The following is a 15,506-nucleotide window of genomic DNA, read 5'->3' as shown; positions in this document are numbered from 1 at the left end:
CAGAGCGATCGATCCGCAGGCACGACAACATCAAACGGCTGCGACAGACCACGCGGCCAAACGACAGACGGGGCATCATGCACACAGCCAATCGTGGTGAAACGCGGGTTCGCGCCATACGCTGTGCTCAATGGCTGACGGCCGACCGGATCATTCCATACAGCTGCATCATGCTGATGCTCTTCGCTTCGCTGCTGATCGTCTGGGGTGTCGTGACCGACGGCTTCACGTCGAACGCCACCGCCCGCCCCGGCACCGACTTCTCGGTCTTCTGGACCGCATCGCATCTCGTGTTGCAAGGCCATGCCGCGGCGGCCTACGACACCTCGTCATTCCTGCAGGCCGAGTTCGCGCACTTCGGTGCGTATCTGCAAAACCGGCCGCTTCCCTGGCTCTATCCGCCGACGATGCTGCTGTTCATCGCGCCGGTTGCCCTCGTGCCTTTCCTGCCCGCTTACTTCCTCTTTTTCGCGGGCAGTCTTTTATGCTACGCGTTCGCCGTCTCGCGGTTGTCGGGGCTGCGCGCGCATCTACCCGTGCCGCGTGCCGCGGCGCTCGTCGTCGTCGCGTATTCGGCGGTGTGCATGTCCGCGCTGTTCGGTCAGAACAGCATCCTGACCGCCGGCCTCGCCGCGCTCGCGCTGCATCTGCTCGGCAAGCGTCCGGTCGTGGCCGGCGTGCTGATCGGGCTGCTCGCGATCAAGCCGCAACTCGCCGTCGTGTTCCCGTTCGTGCTGATCGCGACGCGTGCGTGGCGCACCTTCGCGGCGGCGGCGCTCAGCGCGACGCTGTTCGCGGCGGCCGGCGCCGCACTGGCCGGCCCCGCCGCGCTGCACGGGTTGAGTCATGCGATGTCGACGGTACGCGCGCAGCATTTCATGCTCGCGTCGTACTGGCTCGCGTCGCCGACGCCGTTCGCCGCGTTGCGGCTCGCGGGCGCGCCGGTGGCGGCCGCGCTGGCCGCGCAGGCGGCGGTCGCGCTCGTCGCACTCGCCGCGGCCGTCGACGTATGGCGCCGCACGCGCGACATGCGGCTGCGCGGCGCGGTGCTGGCGGTCGCCACGCTGCTGACGACGCCGTACCTGTGGAACTACGAACTGACGTGGCTCGGCATCGCGGTCTTCTGCCTGATCGCGCACGGCCTCGACGAAGGCTGGCTGCCCGGCGACCAGGGCATCCTCGTGCTGGCGTGGCTGCTGCCGATCTTCGAAATGCTGAACCGGCTGATGAAGCTGCCGCAGATCGGGCCGGTCGTGCTGCTCGCGGTGCTGTTCGTCGTCGTGCGCCGCACGACGCTCGCGTCCCGGAGCGCACGATGAAAACGCCGTCGTTCGCCCGCCACGCACACCCGGCCGCCGACCTGCATCCGGAACTCCCGATCGCCGGCCCGCGCCGCTATCCGCACTGGCTCAATCGCGATCGCGTGCGCCTCTATGCGGCCGCCGTGCTGCTGACGGAGCTGCTGTTCATCGTCATTTACCTGATCCGCCTGCACCTGTCGCACGACGGCGCGCTGGAGCCGCTGTCGCAGGACTTCTCGCCGGTCTGGAGCGCCGCATGGCTCGCCGCGCACGGGCACGGCGCCGACGCGTGGCATTACTCCACGCTGTTCGCGGTGCAAAAGCTCGCGATCCCGACGATGACGCTCGCGGACGGCACGCTGCCGTGGCTCTATCCGCCGACGATGCTGCTGCTCGTGCTGCCGCTCGGCTGGCTGCCGTACACGCTGGCGATCGTGCTGTGGCTCGGCATCACGATTGCGTCGTTCGCGGCAGCGATCCGCGCGACCGTGCAGCGCGATGCCGCGTGGCTGTGCGCACTCGCGTTCCCCGGCGCGTTCCTCACGGTGATCGTCGGGCAGACGAGCCTCTTCACCGCGACGCTGGCCGCCGTCGGCCTGCTCGCGCTGAACCGCCGCCCCGTCTGCGCCGGAATCTGTTTCGGTTTGCTGACGATGAAGCCGCAGCTCGCGGTGCTGTTCCCGCTCGCGCTGCTGTGTGCCGGCCAATGGCGCGCGCTGGCCGCATGGGCCGCGACGATCGCCGTCAGCGCCCTGCTCGCGATGCTCGCGTTCGGCGTCGGCCCGTGGATCGCGTTCATGCACTTGATCGCCCACGTCTACACGATCGTCGGCACCGGTCACGCGAAGCTCGCGCGCATGCCGACCGTGTTCGCGCTCGCGACGATGGCCGGCTGGCCCGTGCTCGTCGCGCGCGGCCTTCAGCTGCTGTCGGCGGCGGGCGCCGCGATCGCCGTCGTCTACGCGTGGCGCGGCGCGTGTTCGTACGCGCTGCGCGCCGCGACCCTCGCGTGCGCCTGCCTGCTCGTCAGCCCCTATCTGTACGACTACGACCTGACGTGGTACGGCATCGTGATCGCGTGGTACGCACGCTATGCGTGGACGCACGGCTGGCGGCACTTCGATCGCGAATGGCTGATGCTGCTGTGGCCGATGCCGCTCGCGGGCCTCGCGATCGTGCCGCACCTATCGTTCCAGTTCATGCCGCTCGTGACGCTCGCGTCGCTCGCGCTGCTCGTCAGCCGGATCGCCCAGGAAAGACGCGACGTGCCGTCGATGCCCGACGCGCGCGACACCTCGACCGAGACCGGGTTCACCCACCCGCTCCGACAGCACCACCGCCCGGCGCACGGCATGCGCCGCACCGGCCGCCCGACGTTCGGCGCCCACCGGTAAAGCGACATCACAAGGGGAATCATCATGCGGGAATCCATCTACACGCCGCTCGTCTCGCTGGTCGTGCCGTTCTACAACGAAGGCGAAGCCGTCGAGCGCTTCTTCGACGTCGTGATTCCGTTGCTGACCGTGATCGACGCGATCCGCTTCGAGATCGTCTGCGTGAACGACGGCAGCCGCGACGACACGCTGGAACGCCTGGTCCGGATCGGCGCCGCCGAGCGGCGCGTGCGCGTGATCGACCTGACCCGCAACTTCGGCAAGGAGGCCGCGCTGACGGCCGGCCTCGACGAAGCGGCCGGCGACGCGGTGATCCCGCTCGACGCCGACCTGCAGGATCCGCCGAGCCTGATCCCGGTGCTGATCGAACACTGGCGCGACGGCGCGGAGGTCGTCGCAGCCAAGCGCAGCAACCGCGCGTGCGATTCGTTCGCGAAGCGCACCGCCGCCGCGATCTACTATCGCGTGCACAACCTGCTGTCGGACGTGAAGCTGCCGGAGAACGTCGGCGATTTCCGGCTGATGGACCGCAAGGTCGTGAACGCGCTGCGCAACCTGCCCGAGCGGCATCGCTTCATGAAAGGGCTGTTCGCGTGGGTCGGCTACAAGACCGTGATCGTCGAGTACCAGCGCGATCCGCGCAGCGCCGGGCACTCGAAATTCTCCGGCTGGAAGCTGTGGAATTTCGCGCTGGAAGGCATCACCAGCTTCAGCACCGTGCCGCTGCGCAGCTGGACCTACATCGGCCTCGGCATTGCGGCGCTCGCATTCCTGTACGGCAGTTTCATCATCTTCCGCACGCTGCTGTTCGGCAATCCGGTGCTCGGCTACGCGTCGCTGATCTCGGTCACGCTGTTCATCGGCGGCATCGAGCTGATCGGGATCGGCGTCGTCGGCGAATACGTCGGGCGGATCTACGACGAATCGAAGCAACGGCCGGTCTACCTGATCCGCCGCCGCTACCAGGCGCACGGCAAGGTGATCGAACTGCCGGTCGCGCGCGATGCACGCCGCCAGCCCGCACGCCGGCGCGTGCAGCCGGCCCGGCCGCGTATCGGCGCGCGCTGACGCGCGGGCGCCATGATCGGCCTGCTCCAGGCCGAGCGCACGCGGCTCGTGCGCTTCGGCGTGTCCGGGCTCTGCTCGACCGCGATCCACACGCTGGTCGCGACCGCGCTGTTCGCGCTGCTCGATGCGACGCCGGTAGCCGCGAATGCGGCTGCGTTCCTCTGCGCCACCGCGTTCTCGTATCTGGCGAATACGCTGTGGAGTTTCTCGTCGACGGTGCGCACCCGCAATGCGACGCGCTTTCTCGCGGTCACGCTCGCCGGCTTCGTCGAAACGATGCTCATTGCGCGCGCCGCCGAGGCGCTGGATGCGTCACGCGCGATGGGCGTCGTCGCGGTCGCGCTGCTGATCCCGCCCACGACGTTCGTGCTGCACCGGCTCTGGACGTACCGGTAAGCGGCCCGCTTCCCGTCCCCGCCAATAATCGGCCAATCAATTAACAGATTCAATGTCGTGATATTTATGTCACGCATCGATTCGGTTGATTCAGATTTTAAAATTAACCCGGTAAATCATTTTATCGACCTGTTTACATTTACAGCTTCCATATTTAACCAAACGGGATAATCTGCATTCGCCGTCGCTGCTGCATGTGTCGATACCGGCGAAAATCCTTGCAGCACAAGGCGATGGCGGTCGCACGAAGCAATTCGCGCAACGATGAGTCCCATTACTTCAAACGGGAGCTTCTATGTCACGCGTTACCGATGTGCTCGTCTCGTTCGATACCGAAACCATTCTCCAGAAATATCCGAATCCCAGCCGGGATCCGAAAAAACCGACGCTGATCGACTGGAAGCACGTGTACATGGTCACCAACCAGGACAACGTGGTTTCCGGGCAGGCGGGCGGCGAGCTCGACCTGAAGGCGCAGGTCGGCGACCTGATCCGCTGGCGCGAAACGAGCCTGTCGCTGGGCTTCGAGAAACAGGTCATTTTCTACGGCTTCATCGCGAACCAGGGCAAGGACCTGATCTCGCCGCCGACGCCGCGCAAGGCCACCGCGTCGGTCCCGATTCCGAATCCTAGCTCGCCGTCGACGCCGACCTGCCAGAAGGTCGACAACTATTACTGGTCGTCGGAAACGCTGTCGGAAGGTCGCGTGACCTACCACTTCTACTTCCAGATCATCGATCGCAACTGTCAGTCGCTGGGCTGCTATCAGTGGGATCCGTTCATTTCGATCCACAACTGATCGTCGATCGCGGCAAGCGGGTGGCCGCGCGGCCGCCCGCGTCATTCCCTTGTTGCGGAGGAAGCGCTCATGTCTGGTCTTCGCTGCGATGTTCTCGCGATCGTCGACGCCATCACGCTGCTGTCGGCCTACCCCGATGCGAGCCGGGACGCCGAGACGCCAACCGTGATCGACGGCCGGCACATCTACGTGATCAGCCCCGGCGACACCGGCCAGCTCGGTCACAACGACAGCAGGTTCTTCGCCGGCCTGCAACCGGGCGATCAGCTTCATCTGCGCGAAACCGCGCTGGCGCTGCGTGCGGAGGTGACCGTGCTGTTCGTGCGGTTCGCGCTGAAGGACGCCGGCATCGTCGCGCCGATCGAAGCGGAAATCCGCGACGCCGCCACGGCGGTGCCGGACGGCGACGACCTGCTGCATCCGTCGTGCCGGCCGATGAAGGACCATTTCTGGCGCAGCGAGGTACTGGCCCCGGGCGCCACCACGTGCGCGGCCGATTTCGCCGTGCTCGATCGCGACGGCGCCGTATCGGGCTACTTCCGCTGGGAAACGACGATCGAGATCGCCGCCAGCCGGCCGGACACGAAATCGCCCGGCGTCAAACCGTAGCCGGATCGCGACGGCCATTTCACGCTGCCGCCGCATACCGACTTCAACGCGATCGGGGCCGACGACGTCTACGACGACGCTCACGTGATCCTGCAGAGGCCGATCGCATGAGCAGCGCCGCGTGCCGGATTCAGGTGCGCGGCAGCCCCGGCGGATTGGTCTGCGACCGGTCGATCGCCTCGGCGTCGAGCCGCCAGTGATCGAGCGCCTTCCGGTAGCTGCCGTTCGCGATCAGCGCATTGATCGCGATGGTCAGCGGATCGGCGAGGCCGCTGCCCTTGCGGGTCGTGATCGCGATATCCGCGGTGCGCGGCCAGCCGCCGCTGACGGTGCCGATCAGCTTCGCATCGCCGCGCAGCGACGCCTGGTACGCGAGCATCGAATTCACGCTGAAGATCGTGTCGACCCGGCCCGACTGCAACGCGACCCAGCGCTCGGCCGCATCCGCGTAATACTGGATCTCGACCGGCGCGAGGCCGCGCGCGACGTTCTGCCGGTTCCATTCGAGCAGGATCCTTTCCTGGTTCGTGCCCGAATCGGTCACGACACGCAGCCCGGCGACATCCTTCGGCTCGCGGATCGCGGCAAGCTTGCTATTGGTCTTCACGTAGAAGCCGAGCTGGTCCTTCCGGTAGGTCGAGAAGTCGAACTTCTCCTTGCGCTGCTCGGTCACCGTCACGTTCGAGATCACCGCGTCGACCTTGCCGGACTGCAGCGCGAGCGGCCAGTCGGCCCATGCGAGCGGCACGATCTTCAGCTTGCGGCCGATGCTGTCCGCGATCAGTTGCGCGAGATCGGGATCGAAGCCGACCACCGTGCGCGCGTCGGTCGCGTAGGTGCTGAGCGGCGGCAGGTTCGGCGCGATGCCGATCGTCAGCGTGTTCGCTTCGGCAAACCGGAAGCCGGCCGGCAGCGCCTGCTCGACCGCCGGGTTCACGGTGCCGCGCTGCCGGGCCGGCTGCTCGGGGCTCAGGTCGAACGACGCGGCGTGCGCGGCGACGGCGCTCCCGGCGATCAGCGCGGCGGTCAGTACGCGAACAATGCTTGTAACGGGAAAATCGATTCTTCTCATGTCTTGCGGAGTCCTGTTTTTATTCGAGGATGCTTGAAGCGAGCGCGGGCAGCGGGCCGGCAACGTTAGGCGCCAGTCGCTGCCCCGCCGGGTCGGTCACGCAGGCGTCGCTTCGAGTTCGACCGCGGCCGCGCGCTGCGGCGCCGGTTGCACGACGGGCGACGGCTGCCTCGCCTGCGCCGACGCGCCCGCATACAGCGCCTTCGGGTCGAACACGCGCGCCTGCAGCGGCGTGAACGCGCGGAAATTCCACAGGCTGCGCGCGACGAACACGCGCTGCACCCAGCGGAACGCGCGGTCGTTCTCGTCGTACTGCGGATCGAAGCGGTCGCGCGAATGCAGCGTGAAGTGGTTGTTGATCAGCACCAGCTTGCCCGGCGACACCTGCACGCCGAACGACACCTCGCGCACCGCGCGATACAGGTTGGCCAGCGCTTCCTGCGCGCGCGTGTTGACCGCCAGCACCATGTCCGGATAGAACGCGACCGTCACGCGCGGCGCGTCGAGCGGCCCCGACAGCACCGCGCTCAGGTCGGTGTTGTCGCGCGGTGTGGGCGCCGCGCCGCGCCACCTGTACGGCACACGGATGATGTAGTGCTCGCCGTAGAGTTGCGCAATATCGTCCGGCGACAGCAGTTGCAGCGCGCGGCGCGCATCGGCGAGCCGCGTGTACGGGCCGCCACCGGCCTCGCTGCGCACGCCGAGCAGCAGCAGCGCGAACGGCGACGTGTCGCCTTCCGGCATGTGCGCCTGCGCGGCATTCTCGATATGGAAGTCGAGCTCGACCTCGGAGCCGAGGCCCGTGTAGTCGCGCGCGGTCGCCTTGTGCGGCGTCAGGTTGTTCACCAGCTCGCGGCCTTCGTGTGCGATCGAGTACGGCTCGCCGGCCAGCGTGCTCAACGCGACCAGCACGTTCTCGCTCAGCACGCCGGCCTTGAACGAGCGGCCGGTTTCCTCGAACCGCGGGCTGCCCTGCACGTCGTCGTCGATCGGCAGGTTGTCGATCTCGATCGAGCCGTGCGCGTCCGCGGTCGGCGCCTTCGCCCGATCGAACGCGTCGACGATCCGATCGGGAAACGCGTTGTAGGCCAGCTTGCGGACTGCGCTGATATAGCCTGCGCCGCCGGCCGGGTCGTAATCCAGCGTGCCGAGTGTGTTGCGGATGTGAGCGGATTCCGCTGCCGTCAAAGCGATGCGTGCATCTGCGAGATAGGTCATAGGTCTCTCGTATAAAGATCTGGTTCGAAGAGCGGCGTGGCATCACCGCCGCGCTCCGCCGTCCTCGGGGCGAAGCGCTCGACAAGACTAGGAGACCGTCATTGCATTGCGAAATGATATTAATTCGATTGCTAACAAAAATTATCGATATAAGTTCAGCAATGCGGGCGGAACCGGTTCACCTCGTTTGCGCCGTCCTTTAACACGAATACTTGTTAAAAAATCGCTGCTTATTATTTGTATTCGCTAACGGGTCGATGCTAGTTTTCTGTCGGATTCGACGATGCGGCCGGCGCCCGACGGGCAGCCGGCTTCCCTCATCCGCCCTACGGAAACCCGCCCGATGAATCGATACCGCCTGCCGCACCACACGCCCCGCACGTCCCATACGCGCCGGGAGCCGCGATGAGCGACCGTGCCCCGGCGCTCGACCGCGTCAACCACGTCGACCGCGCGCCGACCGCCGCCGCGGATTCGCCGCGCACGTCGCTGCGCGCCATCTTCCCGACCGTCGCGGCCGCGAGCCTCGGCTTCGCGATCGTCCAGCTCGACGTGACCGTCGTCAACGTCGCGATTCCGAGCCTCGGCCAGGCGTTCGGATCGAGCATCCACGGGCTGCAGTGGATCGTCGATGCGTACACGCTGTCGTTCGCCGCGCTGCTGCTGACGTCCGGCACGCTGGCCGACCGCTTCGGCAGCCGCCGGCTGTTCGCGTACGGCCTTGCGCTGTTCCTGCTCGCGTCGCTCGGCTGCGCGCTCGCGCCGTCGCTGGCGGCGCTGGTCGCCGCGCGGGTCGCGCAAGGCGTCGGCGCCGCGATGATCCTGCCCACGTCGCTCGCGCTCATCACGCATGCCTGCGCCAGCGATGCCGCCGCACGCGTGAAAGCCGTCGCGTGGTGGAGCGCGACGGGCGGCGCGATCAGCGCGGCCGGGCCGACGCTCGGCGGCCTGCTGATCGATTCGCTCGGCTGGCGCGCGATCTTCTTCATCAACCTGCCGATCTGCGCGCTCGGGCTATGGCTCACGCTGCGCCACGTGCAGGATTCGGCCGCCGCGCGCACGCGGCTGTTCGATCCGGCCGGCCAGATCGTCGCGGTGCTCGTGCTCGGGTTGCTGACGGGCGGCATCATCCGGGCCGGGGCGCACGGAATCGGCGACCCGTATGCGGCCGGCGCACTGATCGCATCAGTCGCGCTCGGCGCATTGTTCGTCGCGATCGAACGGCGCGTGGCCGCGCCGATGCTGCAGCTCGCGTTCTTCCGGATCCCGCGCGTGCCGGGCGTGCTCGCGATCGGCGCGGTCACGAATGCGGCGTTCTACGGGCTGATCTTCTCGCTCAGCCTCTATTTCCAGAACGCGCGCGGCTTCACGGCGACCGAATCGGGGCTCGCGCTCGCGCCGCTCACGATCATCATGCTCGCCAACCTCGCGAGCGCACGGCTCGCGGTCCGCTACGGGTTTCGTGCAACCGTCATCGTCGGCCTCGCCGTGTCGCTCGCCGGGTACGTGTGGCTGTGGCAGACGCTCGCCGCGCACACGCCGTACGCGCTGCTGGCGCCGGGGCTCGCGGCGATGGCGGTCGGCGGCGGCATCGCGATTCCCGCGCTGACGTCGACGATGCTCGGCAGCGTCGAGGCCGGCCGCTCGGCCACCGCGTCCGCGATCCTCAATACCGCGCGCCAGGTGGGCGCCGCGATCGGCGTCGCGGCGCTCGGCGCGCTGGTCGCCGGCCAGGGCGCTGCCATCGTGGCCGGCGCGTCGCGCGCGTTCGCCGTCGCGGCCGTGCTCGTCGCGATCTGTGTCGTGCTGGCCGTGCGCTGGCCCGGCGACGCACCCGATACCGGCACGCGAGCCTGAGCACGCTATCGCCCGACATCCTTCAACCGATCTCCCATCCGAGCGAGGAATCCATGCAGCATCGCTTCATCGATACCGTCCTGATCGTCGACGGCGCGTCGACCGCCGCTTACCTGGCCCCCGCGTTTCGCGCATACGGCATCCGTTGCGTGCATGTGATCAGCGACCCCGATCTGCCGGAAATCTACCGAAACCAGTTCGTGCCGTCCGACTACATCCGGCAGGTCCAGCATCGCGGCGACATCGACGCGACGCTCGCACAGCTGAGCGACCTGCGGATCGGTGCGGTGCTGCACGGCCTCGACGCGGCGCTCGAGCTCGCCGACACGCTGGCCGAGCGGCTCGACGTGCCGTCTCGCAACCCGCTCGCGACCTCCGCCGCGCGACGCGACAAGTTCGCGATGAACGAGCGCATTCGCCAGGCCGGGCTGCGCGCACCGGCGCACTTCCACAGCACGTCGGTCGAAGCAGCACTCGATTGGGCCCGCGCGCACGGCACGCTGCCGCTCGTGGTGAAGCCGGCGCGCAGCGCGGGCGTGGCCGGCGTGAAGATCTGCCGGACGCTCGCGCAGGTCGAGGCCGCCGCGCGCGACGTGCTGGCCACCCGTTCGCTGTACAACCAGCCGAACGACGACATCGTGATCCAGAGCTATTCCGAGGGGCAGGAATACATCGTCGATTCGGTGTCGTTCGAAGGCCGCCATCGCGTGGTCAGCCTGTGGGAAGTGCATCGCGATCGCACGCACGCGCCGCGGCTCGACAAGATGCTGGTGCTGAACCACGCCGACCCGCGCTACGCCCCGCTGCTCGACTACGCGGCCGACGTGCTCGACGCGCTGGACGTGCGCTTCGGGCCGACCCATCTGGAGCTGTTCGATACGGCCGACGGCCCGACGATCGTCGAGCTGAACGCCCGGCTGCACGGCAGCCTCGATCCGCGGCTGACGAGCGCGGTCAGCGGCGAGAATCACGTGTCGGCCGCCGTCGAAGCCGTGCTGCATCCGGAGCGGCTGTTCGGCGACGTCACCGCGCCGACGGATTTTCGTGGGTACTGCGGGCACGTGCTGCTGCTGTCGTCGCGCAACGGCGTGCTGCGGCAGGATTTCACGTGGCAGGCGATCCAGGTGCTGCCGTCGTTCGTCGGGCTCAAGCAGTGGATCAAGGTCGGCGACACGCTGCGCGTGACCACCGACCTGCAGACGGCGCTCGGCACGGTCGGCCTGTACAGCCCGACCTTCGAGCGACTGCTCGAGGATTGCCGGCGGATTCGCGAAATCGAGGCCGATTTCTTCGCGGACGAAGGTGCGGTCGCGCCGGCTTAACGTGCCGACGCGCCCGCGTCAGCGTGCAAGCAGCGCGCCCGCCTGCCGGCCGAGCACCGCGCGCAACGCGTCGAGCTCGGGCAGCGCAGGCGCTTCGTCGGGCGTGACGAGGTAAGTCGTCACGCTGTCGAGATCGTCGAACGCATGCGTGCGCAGTTCCTTGCGCGCCACGTGTTCGGTCGTGATCCGCTTCGGCAGGATCGCGACGCCCATCCCGGCCGCCACGCAGCCGAGGATCGCGCCGAACGTGCCGAACGACGACACCGATTCGATCGCGACGCCGCGCGCCTTCAGCCAGTGCTCCGCGACCGCGCGATACGGGCAGCCGTCGTGAAATGCGAGCAAGCGCACCGTGTTGTCGGCCAGCAGTTGCCGGCGCGTGACGGTCGCCGCGCTCACCAGCACCATGTCTTCCGCGAACGCGGGCTCGTAACGCAACCCGGGCCTCACGACCGCGCGTGCTGTGAGCGCCGCGTCGATCCGGCCGCGCAACAGCGCGTCGGCCAGATCCGGCTCGCTGCCGATCTGCACCGCGAGGCCGAGCGCCGGATCGCGCTCTTTCAGCGCGGCGGCCAGCGTCGGCAGCCGCGTCGCGGCCGTGCTTTCCATCGAACCGAGCCGGAAGCTGCGCGCCACCGGCGTTTCGCGCACCACCTGCGTCGCTTCGTCGACGAGGCGCAGGATACGGTCGCAATACGGAATCAGCCGGCGCCCGGCATCGTTCAGCACCAGCCGCTTGCCGTGCCGGTCGAACAGCGGCGCGTCGAGCGACTCTTCGAGCTGACGCAGCCGCGCCGTGACGTTCGATTGCGTGCAGCCGAGCCGTTCGGCCGCGCGCAACGCGCTGCCTTCCTGCACGACGGCCCGGAAAGTTTCGAGCAGAGGGATGTTCATATCATTTTCTCTTGTTATCGATTCAGTTTATATCATTTTACTTCGCCCATCATCGGGATTAGCCTAGCGGGTATTCCATGCCGGCCGACCCCTTACAAGGAATCCGCATGCCATCCGCTGCCAGCTTCGGCTTCACCCTCGTTCGCCGCCGGCCCGAGGTTCGCCCATGCGCGCACTGATCGCCGCGCTGGTGCGGCGCGGCCCGACCGTGCTCGCGTGCGGCGTCGGCCTCGGGCTGCTGGCGCCGCCGCTCGCGGATCTCGCGCGGCCGCTGATGCCCGTTACCGTGTTCCTGTTCGTGCTCGGCACGCTGCTGCGCGTCGAGCCGAGCGCCGTGCGCGCGGTGGCGCGGCAGCCTGCCGTGTCGCTGCTGCTGCCCGCCGTGACGATGATCGCGTGCCCGGTCGCGCTCGGCATCGCCGCACGGCTCGCCGGCCTGCCGTACGACTGGGTCGTCGCACTGGTGATCGCATACTGCGCGCCGCCGTCGAGCGGCACGTCGACGATCGCGCGGATGCTGTCGCTCGACGCCAGTGTCGCGCTCGTCGCGACCCTCGCGTCGATGGTGTTCGTGCCGCTGACCGCGCCGCTGCTGACGGCCTGGTTCAGCCACGACGGCCACGACGCGGCGGTGTCGATCTCGCCGTCGAGCCTCGCGCTGCGGCTCGCGTTGCTGATCGGCAGCGCCGAGGGTGTCGCGCTGCTCGTGCGGCGCTTTGCCGGCGCGCGGCTCGCGCGCCATGCGACGCCGATCGACGCGATCGTCGTCGTCGCGCTGCTGATCTTCGCGCTCGGCACGATGGCCGGCATGCAGCAGTCGATCATCGACGCACCGCACCGCGCGCTGACCGCGATCGCCCTCGCGTTCGCCGTCAACGCGGGTTTCCAGATCGTCGCGTACGGGCTCACGCCCGGCGACGTCCGCACGCGCCTGAACGTCGCGCTGATCGTCGCCAATCGCAACGTCGGGCTGATGTGGGCCGCGCTCGGGCTGTCCGCGACGCCGACCATGGCGCTCGTGTTCGCGTGCGCGCAGTTGCCGATCTATACGCTGCCGCGCGTCGTCCAGCATCTGCTGCCGCGGCTCGAAGCGCAGCGCCTGCGCAGGCGCGCACGCTAGCCGGCCTCCCTCTTCCGCCCTCGATCAAGGATTCATCATGAAGCGACTCATCGTGATCGGCGCACGCGCCACCGGCAGCAGCGTCGCGCTGGTGCGCGCCGCCCTCGCACGCCAGGCGGCGGTGACCGTCATTACCGCGCCCGGCCATCGTCTCGACGGCGTGTTTCCCGACGGCGTCGAGACGGTCAACCTCGCGCCCGACGCCGGCCGGCTCGCCGGCTGGCTGCGCGCGCGCTTTCCGGACGAACTCGACACGCTGCGCGTGACGACCGCGCACGACACCTATGCACGCACCGCCGCATGGGTCGCCGATGCGCTCGGGCTGCCGGGCCCCGATGCGCGGCACGTCGCGCACGCGGTGTCGAAGTCGAACCAGAAGGCGCTGCTCGCCGCGCACGGCATCCCGGCTGCCCAGTTCGTCGCCGGCACGCTGACCGCGCCGGCGGCGCTTGCGGCCGCGGCTGCCCCGTTGCGCTTTCCGGTCGTCGTCAAGCCGTCGGAAGGCTCCGCGAGCGACGGCGTGCGCCGCTGCGAGGACATCGCCGCCGTGCGCGCGCAGCTCGATGCGCTCGCTGCCGTGCAGGCCGAGACACCGTCGCTGGCGACCGAACGCGTCGTCATCGAGGAATTCCTGGACGGCAGCGAATACTGCGTCGAGTATTTCGACGGCCGCTACGTCGGCGCGCTGCGCAAGCTGAAGCGGCATGGCACCGGTTTTCTCGAACGCGGGTATACGTCGGAACTCGATCTCGACGCCGACACGCTGCGCGCGCTGATCGACGTCGGCACGCGTGCGACGGCCGCCGCCGGGCTGACGTGGGGGCCCGTGCATCTCGACTGCATCGTGCATGATGGCGTACCGCACGTGATCGAGCTGAATCCGCGCATCGCGGGCAGCTTCATCTGCGACATCGTGCGCGACGGCTACGGCTTCAACGTGGTCGAAGCGTTGCTCGACAAGCTCGATGGAAGGACGGTCGCAATCCCGGAACTGTTCGAGCCGCACGCATATGCGCGCGCCGAATTCCTGCTCGACAGCGATCCCGGCGCGTGGCGTTTCGCGCAGGCCGGCGAAATCGATGACGGAGCGGTCAGGATCAGCTACGGGCCGCAGGTGCTGCCCGATCGCGAACGGCGCGCGTTTCTTTATGTGCGGGTCAAGGTGCCGGCAGTGCACGGTTCGGCGGATAACGCGGGTTCGGCGGTTGAGCGCGGTAAGTTGAAATCAACTATCGAGTCAGCCTGACTTCAGGTAAGCGCGGTTTGCTTGCGTCGGCGGAAGGCGTCCCGCGCCAGAAGAAAAACACGAGCGCGCCTGCGATCGCCTGCGCAGCGACGACGAATGCGACGCAGCCCACCCACCCCCAGCGACTCCATGCGGGAACGGGCAGGACCGACCCGAGACTTCCGCCAAAGTAATAGAAGGACAGGTAGATGCCGATCGCCGTCGATCTTGCACCCGGTGCCGCCCGCGAGATGAACGCATTGGCCGACGCCTGTTCGACGAATACCGCGGTCGAACTGAGCGCGAGACCGATCAGGATCGCGACGACGCTGTTCGACAGCGTCAGCAATGCACCGACAATGGCGAGCCCGGCCGCCGCAAGCGCCAGATCGCGCGGGCCGCGTTTCGCCGCGACGCGGCCCGCGAGCGGCGTGACGACGACCGCGACGAGAAATACCGCATAGATCGCGCCGATCTCGACCGTATTGAAGCGAAATGGCGCACGGGCGAGTCGCAGTCCGACGAAGGTGAACGTCGCCACCTGCGATGCGAGCACGCACGCCCCGACCAGAAACGACGCGAGCAGCGGGCCGCGCGTCAAGAGCTTCCAGCGCGGCGTCGATGCGCCATCCGCGTCCGGACGCGCGGCGCCGGACGCCGGCAGGCACGCGTGGATCGCGAGGCCCGTTGCGAGACACAGGAACGCGATGCAATCGAGTGCGTGACGCCAGCCGAACCCGGACGTCAGGACGTTGGTCACGAAGCGTCCGGCGAAGCCGCCGAGTGTCGTGCCGGCGACGAAGAGCGCACTGACCTCCGTCGCCGCGTCGTGGCTGAAGATCTCGCCGATGCAGGCGATCGAGATCGCAAAGATGAACGGCATCAGCACGCCCGCGGCAAAACGGGCGGCGAGGAACGATGAAAAGCTTGCCGCGTGCGCAGACCAGAGGACCGGGAGCGCACACGCCACGGCAGCGCACGAAATGACCGTGCGACGATCGAAGTGGGCGACCAGCGCACCGACGAACGGCGCGATAATGGCGACCGCCAACGTGGTGGCGCTGATGCCTTGCCCCGCTTGCTCGGCGCTCACGTTGAAGGCCGCGGCGAGTTCGTGCAGGATGCCCTGCGTCGAATAAAGATTGAGAAAAGCCGCGAACCCGCACAGGAAAAATGCGAATCGGATGGTTCTGTTGCCCACGGGTGATGCCCTCTCTGGTTTGCGTGACAG

Annotated in this window: 14 protein-coding genes; 10 read left to right on the top strand and 4 right to left on the bottom strand. The window is 67.9% G+C overall.

Going from position 1 to position 15,506, the window contains the following annotated elements; translation table 11 throughout:
* Positions 1–77 precede the first annotated feature (77 nt).
* The 6 genes from HWW87_RS15530 (at position 78) to HWW87_RS15505 (ending at position 5,567) form a co-directional block, all read left to right on the top strand.
* A complete protein-coding gene (locus tag HWW87_RS15530) occupies positions 78–1,319 on the top strand; it encodes a glycosyltransferase family 87 protein (RefSeq protein WP_175821022.1) in 1,242 nt (413 codons plus the stop codon).
* On the top strand, positions 1,316–2,695 hold the full coding sequence (locus HWW87_RS15525) for a glycosyltransferase family 87 protein (protein WP_175821021.1): 1,380 nt from the start codon (positions 1,316–1,318) through the stop codon (positions 2,693–2,695). The genes HWW87_RS15530 and HWW87_RS15525 overlap by 4 nt, the downstream gene beginning before the upstream one ends.
* Before the next feature lie 24 nt (positions 2,696–2,719).
* A complete protein-coding gene (locus tag HWW87_RS15520) occupies positions 2,720–3,763 on the top strand; it encodes a glycosyltransferase family 2 protein (RefSeq protein ID WP_175821020.1) in 1,044 nt (347 codons plus the stop codon).
* Positions 3,764–3,775: 12 nt separating this feature from the next.
* Positions 3,776–4,159: a GtrA family protein gene (locus HWW87_RS15515; protein ID WP_175821019.1), complete on the top strand. Its 384-nt coding sequence runs from the start codon at positions 3,776–3,778 to the stop codon at positions 4,157–4,159.
* A gap of 295 nt (positions 4,160–4,454) precedes the next feature.
* Positions 4,455–4,958, top strand: coding sequence for an inclusion body family protein (locus HWW87_RS15510; RefSeq protein WP_175821018.1), 504 nt, complete (start codon positions 4,455–4,457; stop codon positions 4,956–4,958).
* A 69-nt stretch (positions 4,959–5,027) separates the two neighbouring features.
* Positions 5,028–5,567 (top strand): AidA/PixA family protein, encoded by a 540-nt coding sequence (locus tag HWW87_RS15505; RefSeq protein WP_175821017.1) that lies wholly within the window; start codon positions 5,028–5,030, stop codon positions 5,565–5,567.
* 130 nt (positions 5,568–5,697) lie between these two features.
* On the opposite strand, the gene HWW87_RS15500 is transcribed toward HWW87_RS15505, so the two are convergent.
* Entirely contained in the window at positions 5,698–6,639 is a 942-nt protein-coding gene (locus HWW87_RS15500; RefSeq protein WP_175821016.1) for an ABC transporter substrate-binding protein, read from the bottom strand.
* A 96-nt stretch (positions 6,640–6,735) separates the two neighbouring features.
* Positions 6,736–7,857, bottom strand: a complete 1,122-nt coding sequence (locus HWW87_RS15495) for a TauD/TfdA family dioxygenase (RefSeq protein ID WP_175821015.1) — start codon at positions 7,855–7,857, stop codon at positions 6,736–6,738.
* Between the two features lie 405 nt (positions 7,858–8,262).
* Here HWW87_RS15495 and HWW87_RS15490 point away from each other — a divergent pair, with 405 nt between their 5' ends.
* Both HWW87_RS15490 and HWW87_RS15485 read left to right on the top strand, forming a co-directional pair.
* Positions 8,263–9,714, top strand: a complete 1,452-nt coding sequence (locus HWW87_RS15490; protein ID WP_175821014.1) for an MFS transporter — start codon at positions 8,263–8,265, stop codon at positions 9,712–9,714.
* 53 nt (positions 9,715–9,767) lie between these two features.
* On the top strand, positions 9,768–11,036 hold the full coding sequence (locus tag HWW87_RS15485) for an ATP-grasp domain-containing protein (RefSeq protein ID WP_175821013.1): 1,269 nt from the start codon (positions 9,768–9,770) through the stop codon (positions 11,034–11,036).
* Between the two features lie 18 nt (positions 11,037–11,054).
* Here the strand turns inward: HWW87_RS15485 and HWW87_RS15480 are convergent, their stop codons facing one another.
* Positions 11,055–11,930, bottom strand: a complete 876-nt coding sequence (locus HWW87_RS15480; protein ID WP_175821012.1) for a LysR substrate-binding domain-containing protein — start codon at positions 11,928–11,930, stop codon at positions 11,055–11,057.
* A gap of 166 nt (positions 11,931–12,096) precedes the next feature.
* Between HWW87_RS15480 and HWW87_RS15475 the strand changes: the two genes are divergently transcribed.
* Positions 12,097–13,050: a hypothetical protein gene (locus HWW87_RS15475; RefSeq protein WP_175821011.1), complete on the top strand. Its 954-nt coding sequence runs from the start codon at positions 12,097–12,099 to the stop codon at positions 13,048–13,050.
* A gap of 37 nt (positions 13,051–13,087) precedes the next feature.
* Positions 13,088–14,296, top strand: a complete 1,209-nt coding sequence (locus HWW87_RS15470; protein WP_175821010.1) for an ATP-grasp domain-containing protein — start codon at positions 13,088–13,090, stop codon at positions 14,294–14,296.
* Here HWW87_RS15470 and HWW87_RS15465 read toward each other — a convergent pair.
* Positions 14,280–15,476 (bottom strand): MFS transporter, encoded by a 1,197-nt coding sequence (locus HWW87_RS15465; RefSeq protein WP_175821009.1) that lies wholly within the window; start codon positions 15,474–15,476, stop codon positions 14,280–14,282. The genes HWW87_RS15470 and HWW87_RS15465 overlap by 17 nt on opposite strands.
* Between the last annotated feature and the right edge of the window lie 30 nt (positions 15,477–15,506).

The sequence above is a fragment of the Burkholderia sp. BCC0419 genome, assembly GCF_902830285.1.
Lineage (GTDB): Bacteria > Pseudomonadota > Gammaproteobacteria > Burkholderiales > Burkholderiaceae > Burkholderia.
The sequence above is the reverse complement of the archived record's forward strand: the minus strand, read 5'-3'. Positions and strand labels throughout refer to the sequence as shown.

What these genes read in the sequence shown, in the direction of transcription:
- HWW87_RS15470 (WP_175821010.1), top strand. Translation starts at nt 13,088, where the DNA reads ATGAAGCGACTCATCGTGATCGGCGCACGCGCCACCGGCAGCAGCGTC.
- HWW87_RS15530 (WP_175821022.1), top strand. Translation starts at nt 78, where the DNA reads ATGCACACAGCCAATCGTGGTGAAACGCGGGTTCGCGCCATACGCTGT.
- HWW87_RS15480 (WP_175821012.1), bottom strand. Translation starts at nt 11,930, where the DNA reads ATGAACATCCCTCTGCTCGAAACTTTCCGGGCCGTCGTGCAGGAAGGC.
- HWW87_RS15490 (WP_175821014.1), top strand. Translation starts at nt 8,263, where the DNA reads ATGAGCGACCGTGCCCCGGCGCTCGACCGCGTCAACCACGTCGACCGC.
- HWW87_RS15495 (WP_175821015.1), bottom strand. Translation starts at nt 7,857, where the DNA reads ATGACCTATCTCGCAGATGCACGCATCGCTTTGACGGCAGCGGAATCC.
- HWW87_RS15520 (WP_175821020.1), top strand. Translation starts at nt 2,720, where the DNA reads ATGCGGGAATCCATCTACACGCCGCTCGTCTCGCTGGTCGTGCCGTTC.
- HWW87_RS15485 (WP_175821013.1), top strand. Translation starts at nt 9,768, where the DNA reads ATGCAGCATCGCTTCATCGATACCGTCCTGATCGTCGACGGCGCGTCG.
- HWW87_RS15505 (WP_175821017.1), top strand. Translation starts at nt 5,028, where the DNA reads ATGTCTGGTCTTCGCTGCGATGTTCTCGCGATCGTCGACGCCATCACG.
- HWW87_RS15500 (WP_175821016.1), bottom strand. Translation starts at nt 6,639, where the DNA reads ATGAGAAGAATCGATTTTCCCGTTACAAGCATTGTTCGCGTACTGACC.
- HWW87_RS15510 (WP_175821018.1), top strand. Translation starts at nt 4,455, where the DNA reads ATGTCACGCGTTACCGATGTGCTCGTCTCGTTCGATACCGAAACCATT.
- HWW87_RS15515 (WP_175821019.1), top strand. Translation starts at nt 3,776, where the DNA reads ATGATCGGCCTGCTCCAGGCCGAGCGCACGCGGCTCGTGCGCTTCGGC.
- HWW87_RS15475 (WP_175821011.1), top strand. Translation starts at nt 12,097, where the DNA reads ATGCGCGCACTGATCGCCGCGCTGGTGCGGCGCGGCCCGACCGTGCTC.
- HWW87_RS15525 (WP_175821021.1), top strand. Translation starts at nt 1,316, where the DNA reads ATGAAAACGCCGTCGTTCGCCCGCCACGCACACCCGGCCGCCGACCTG.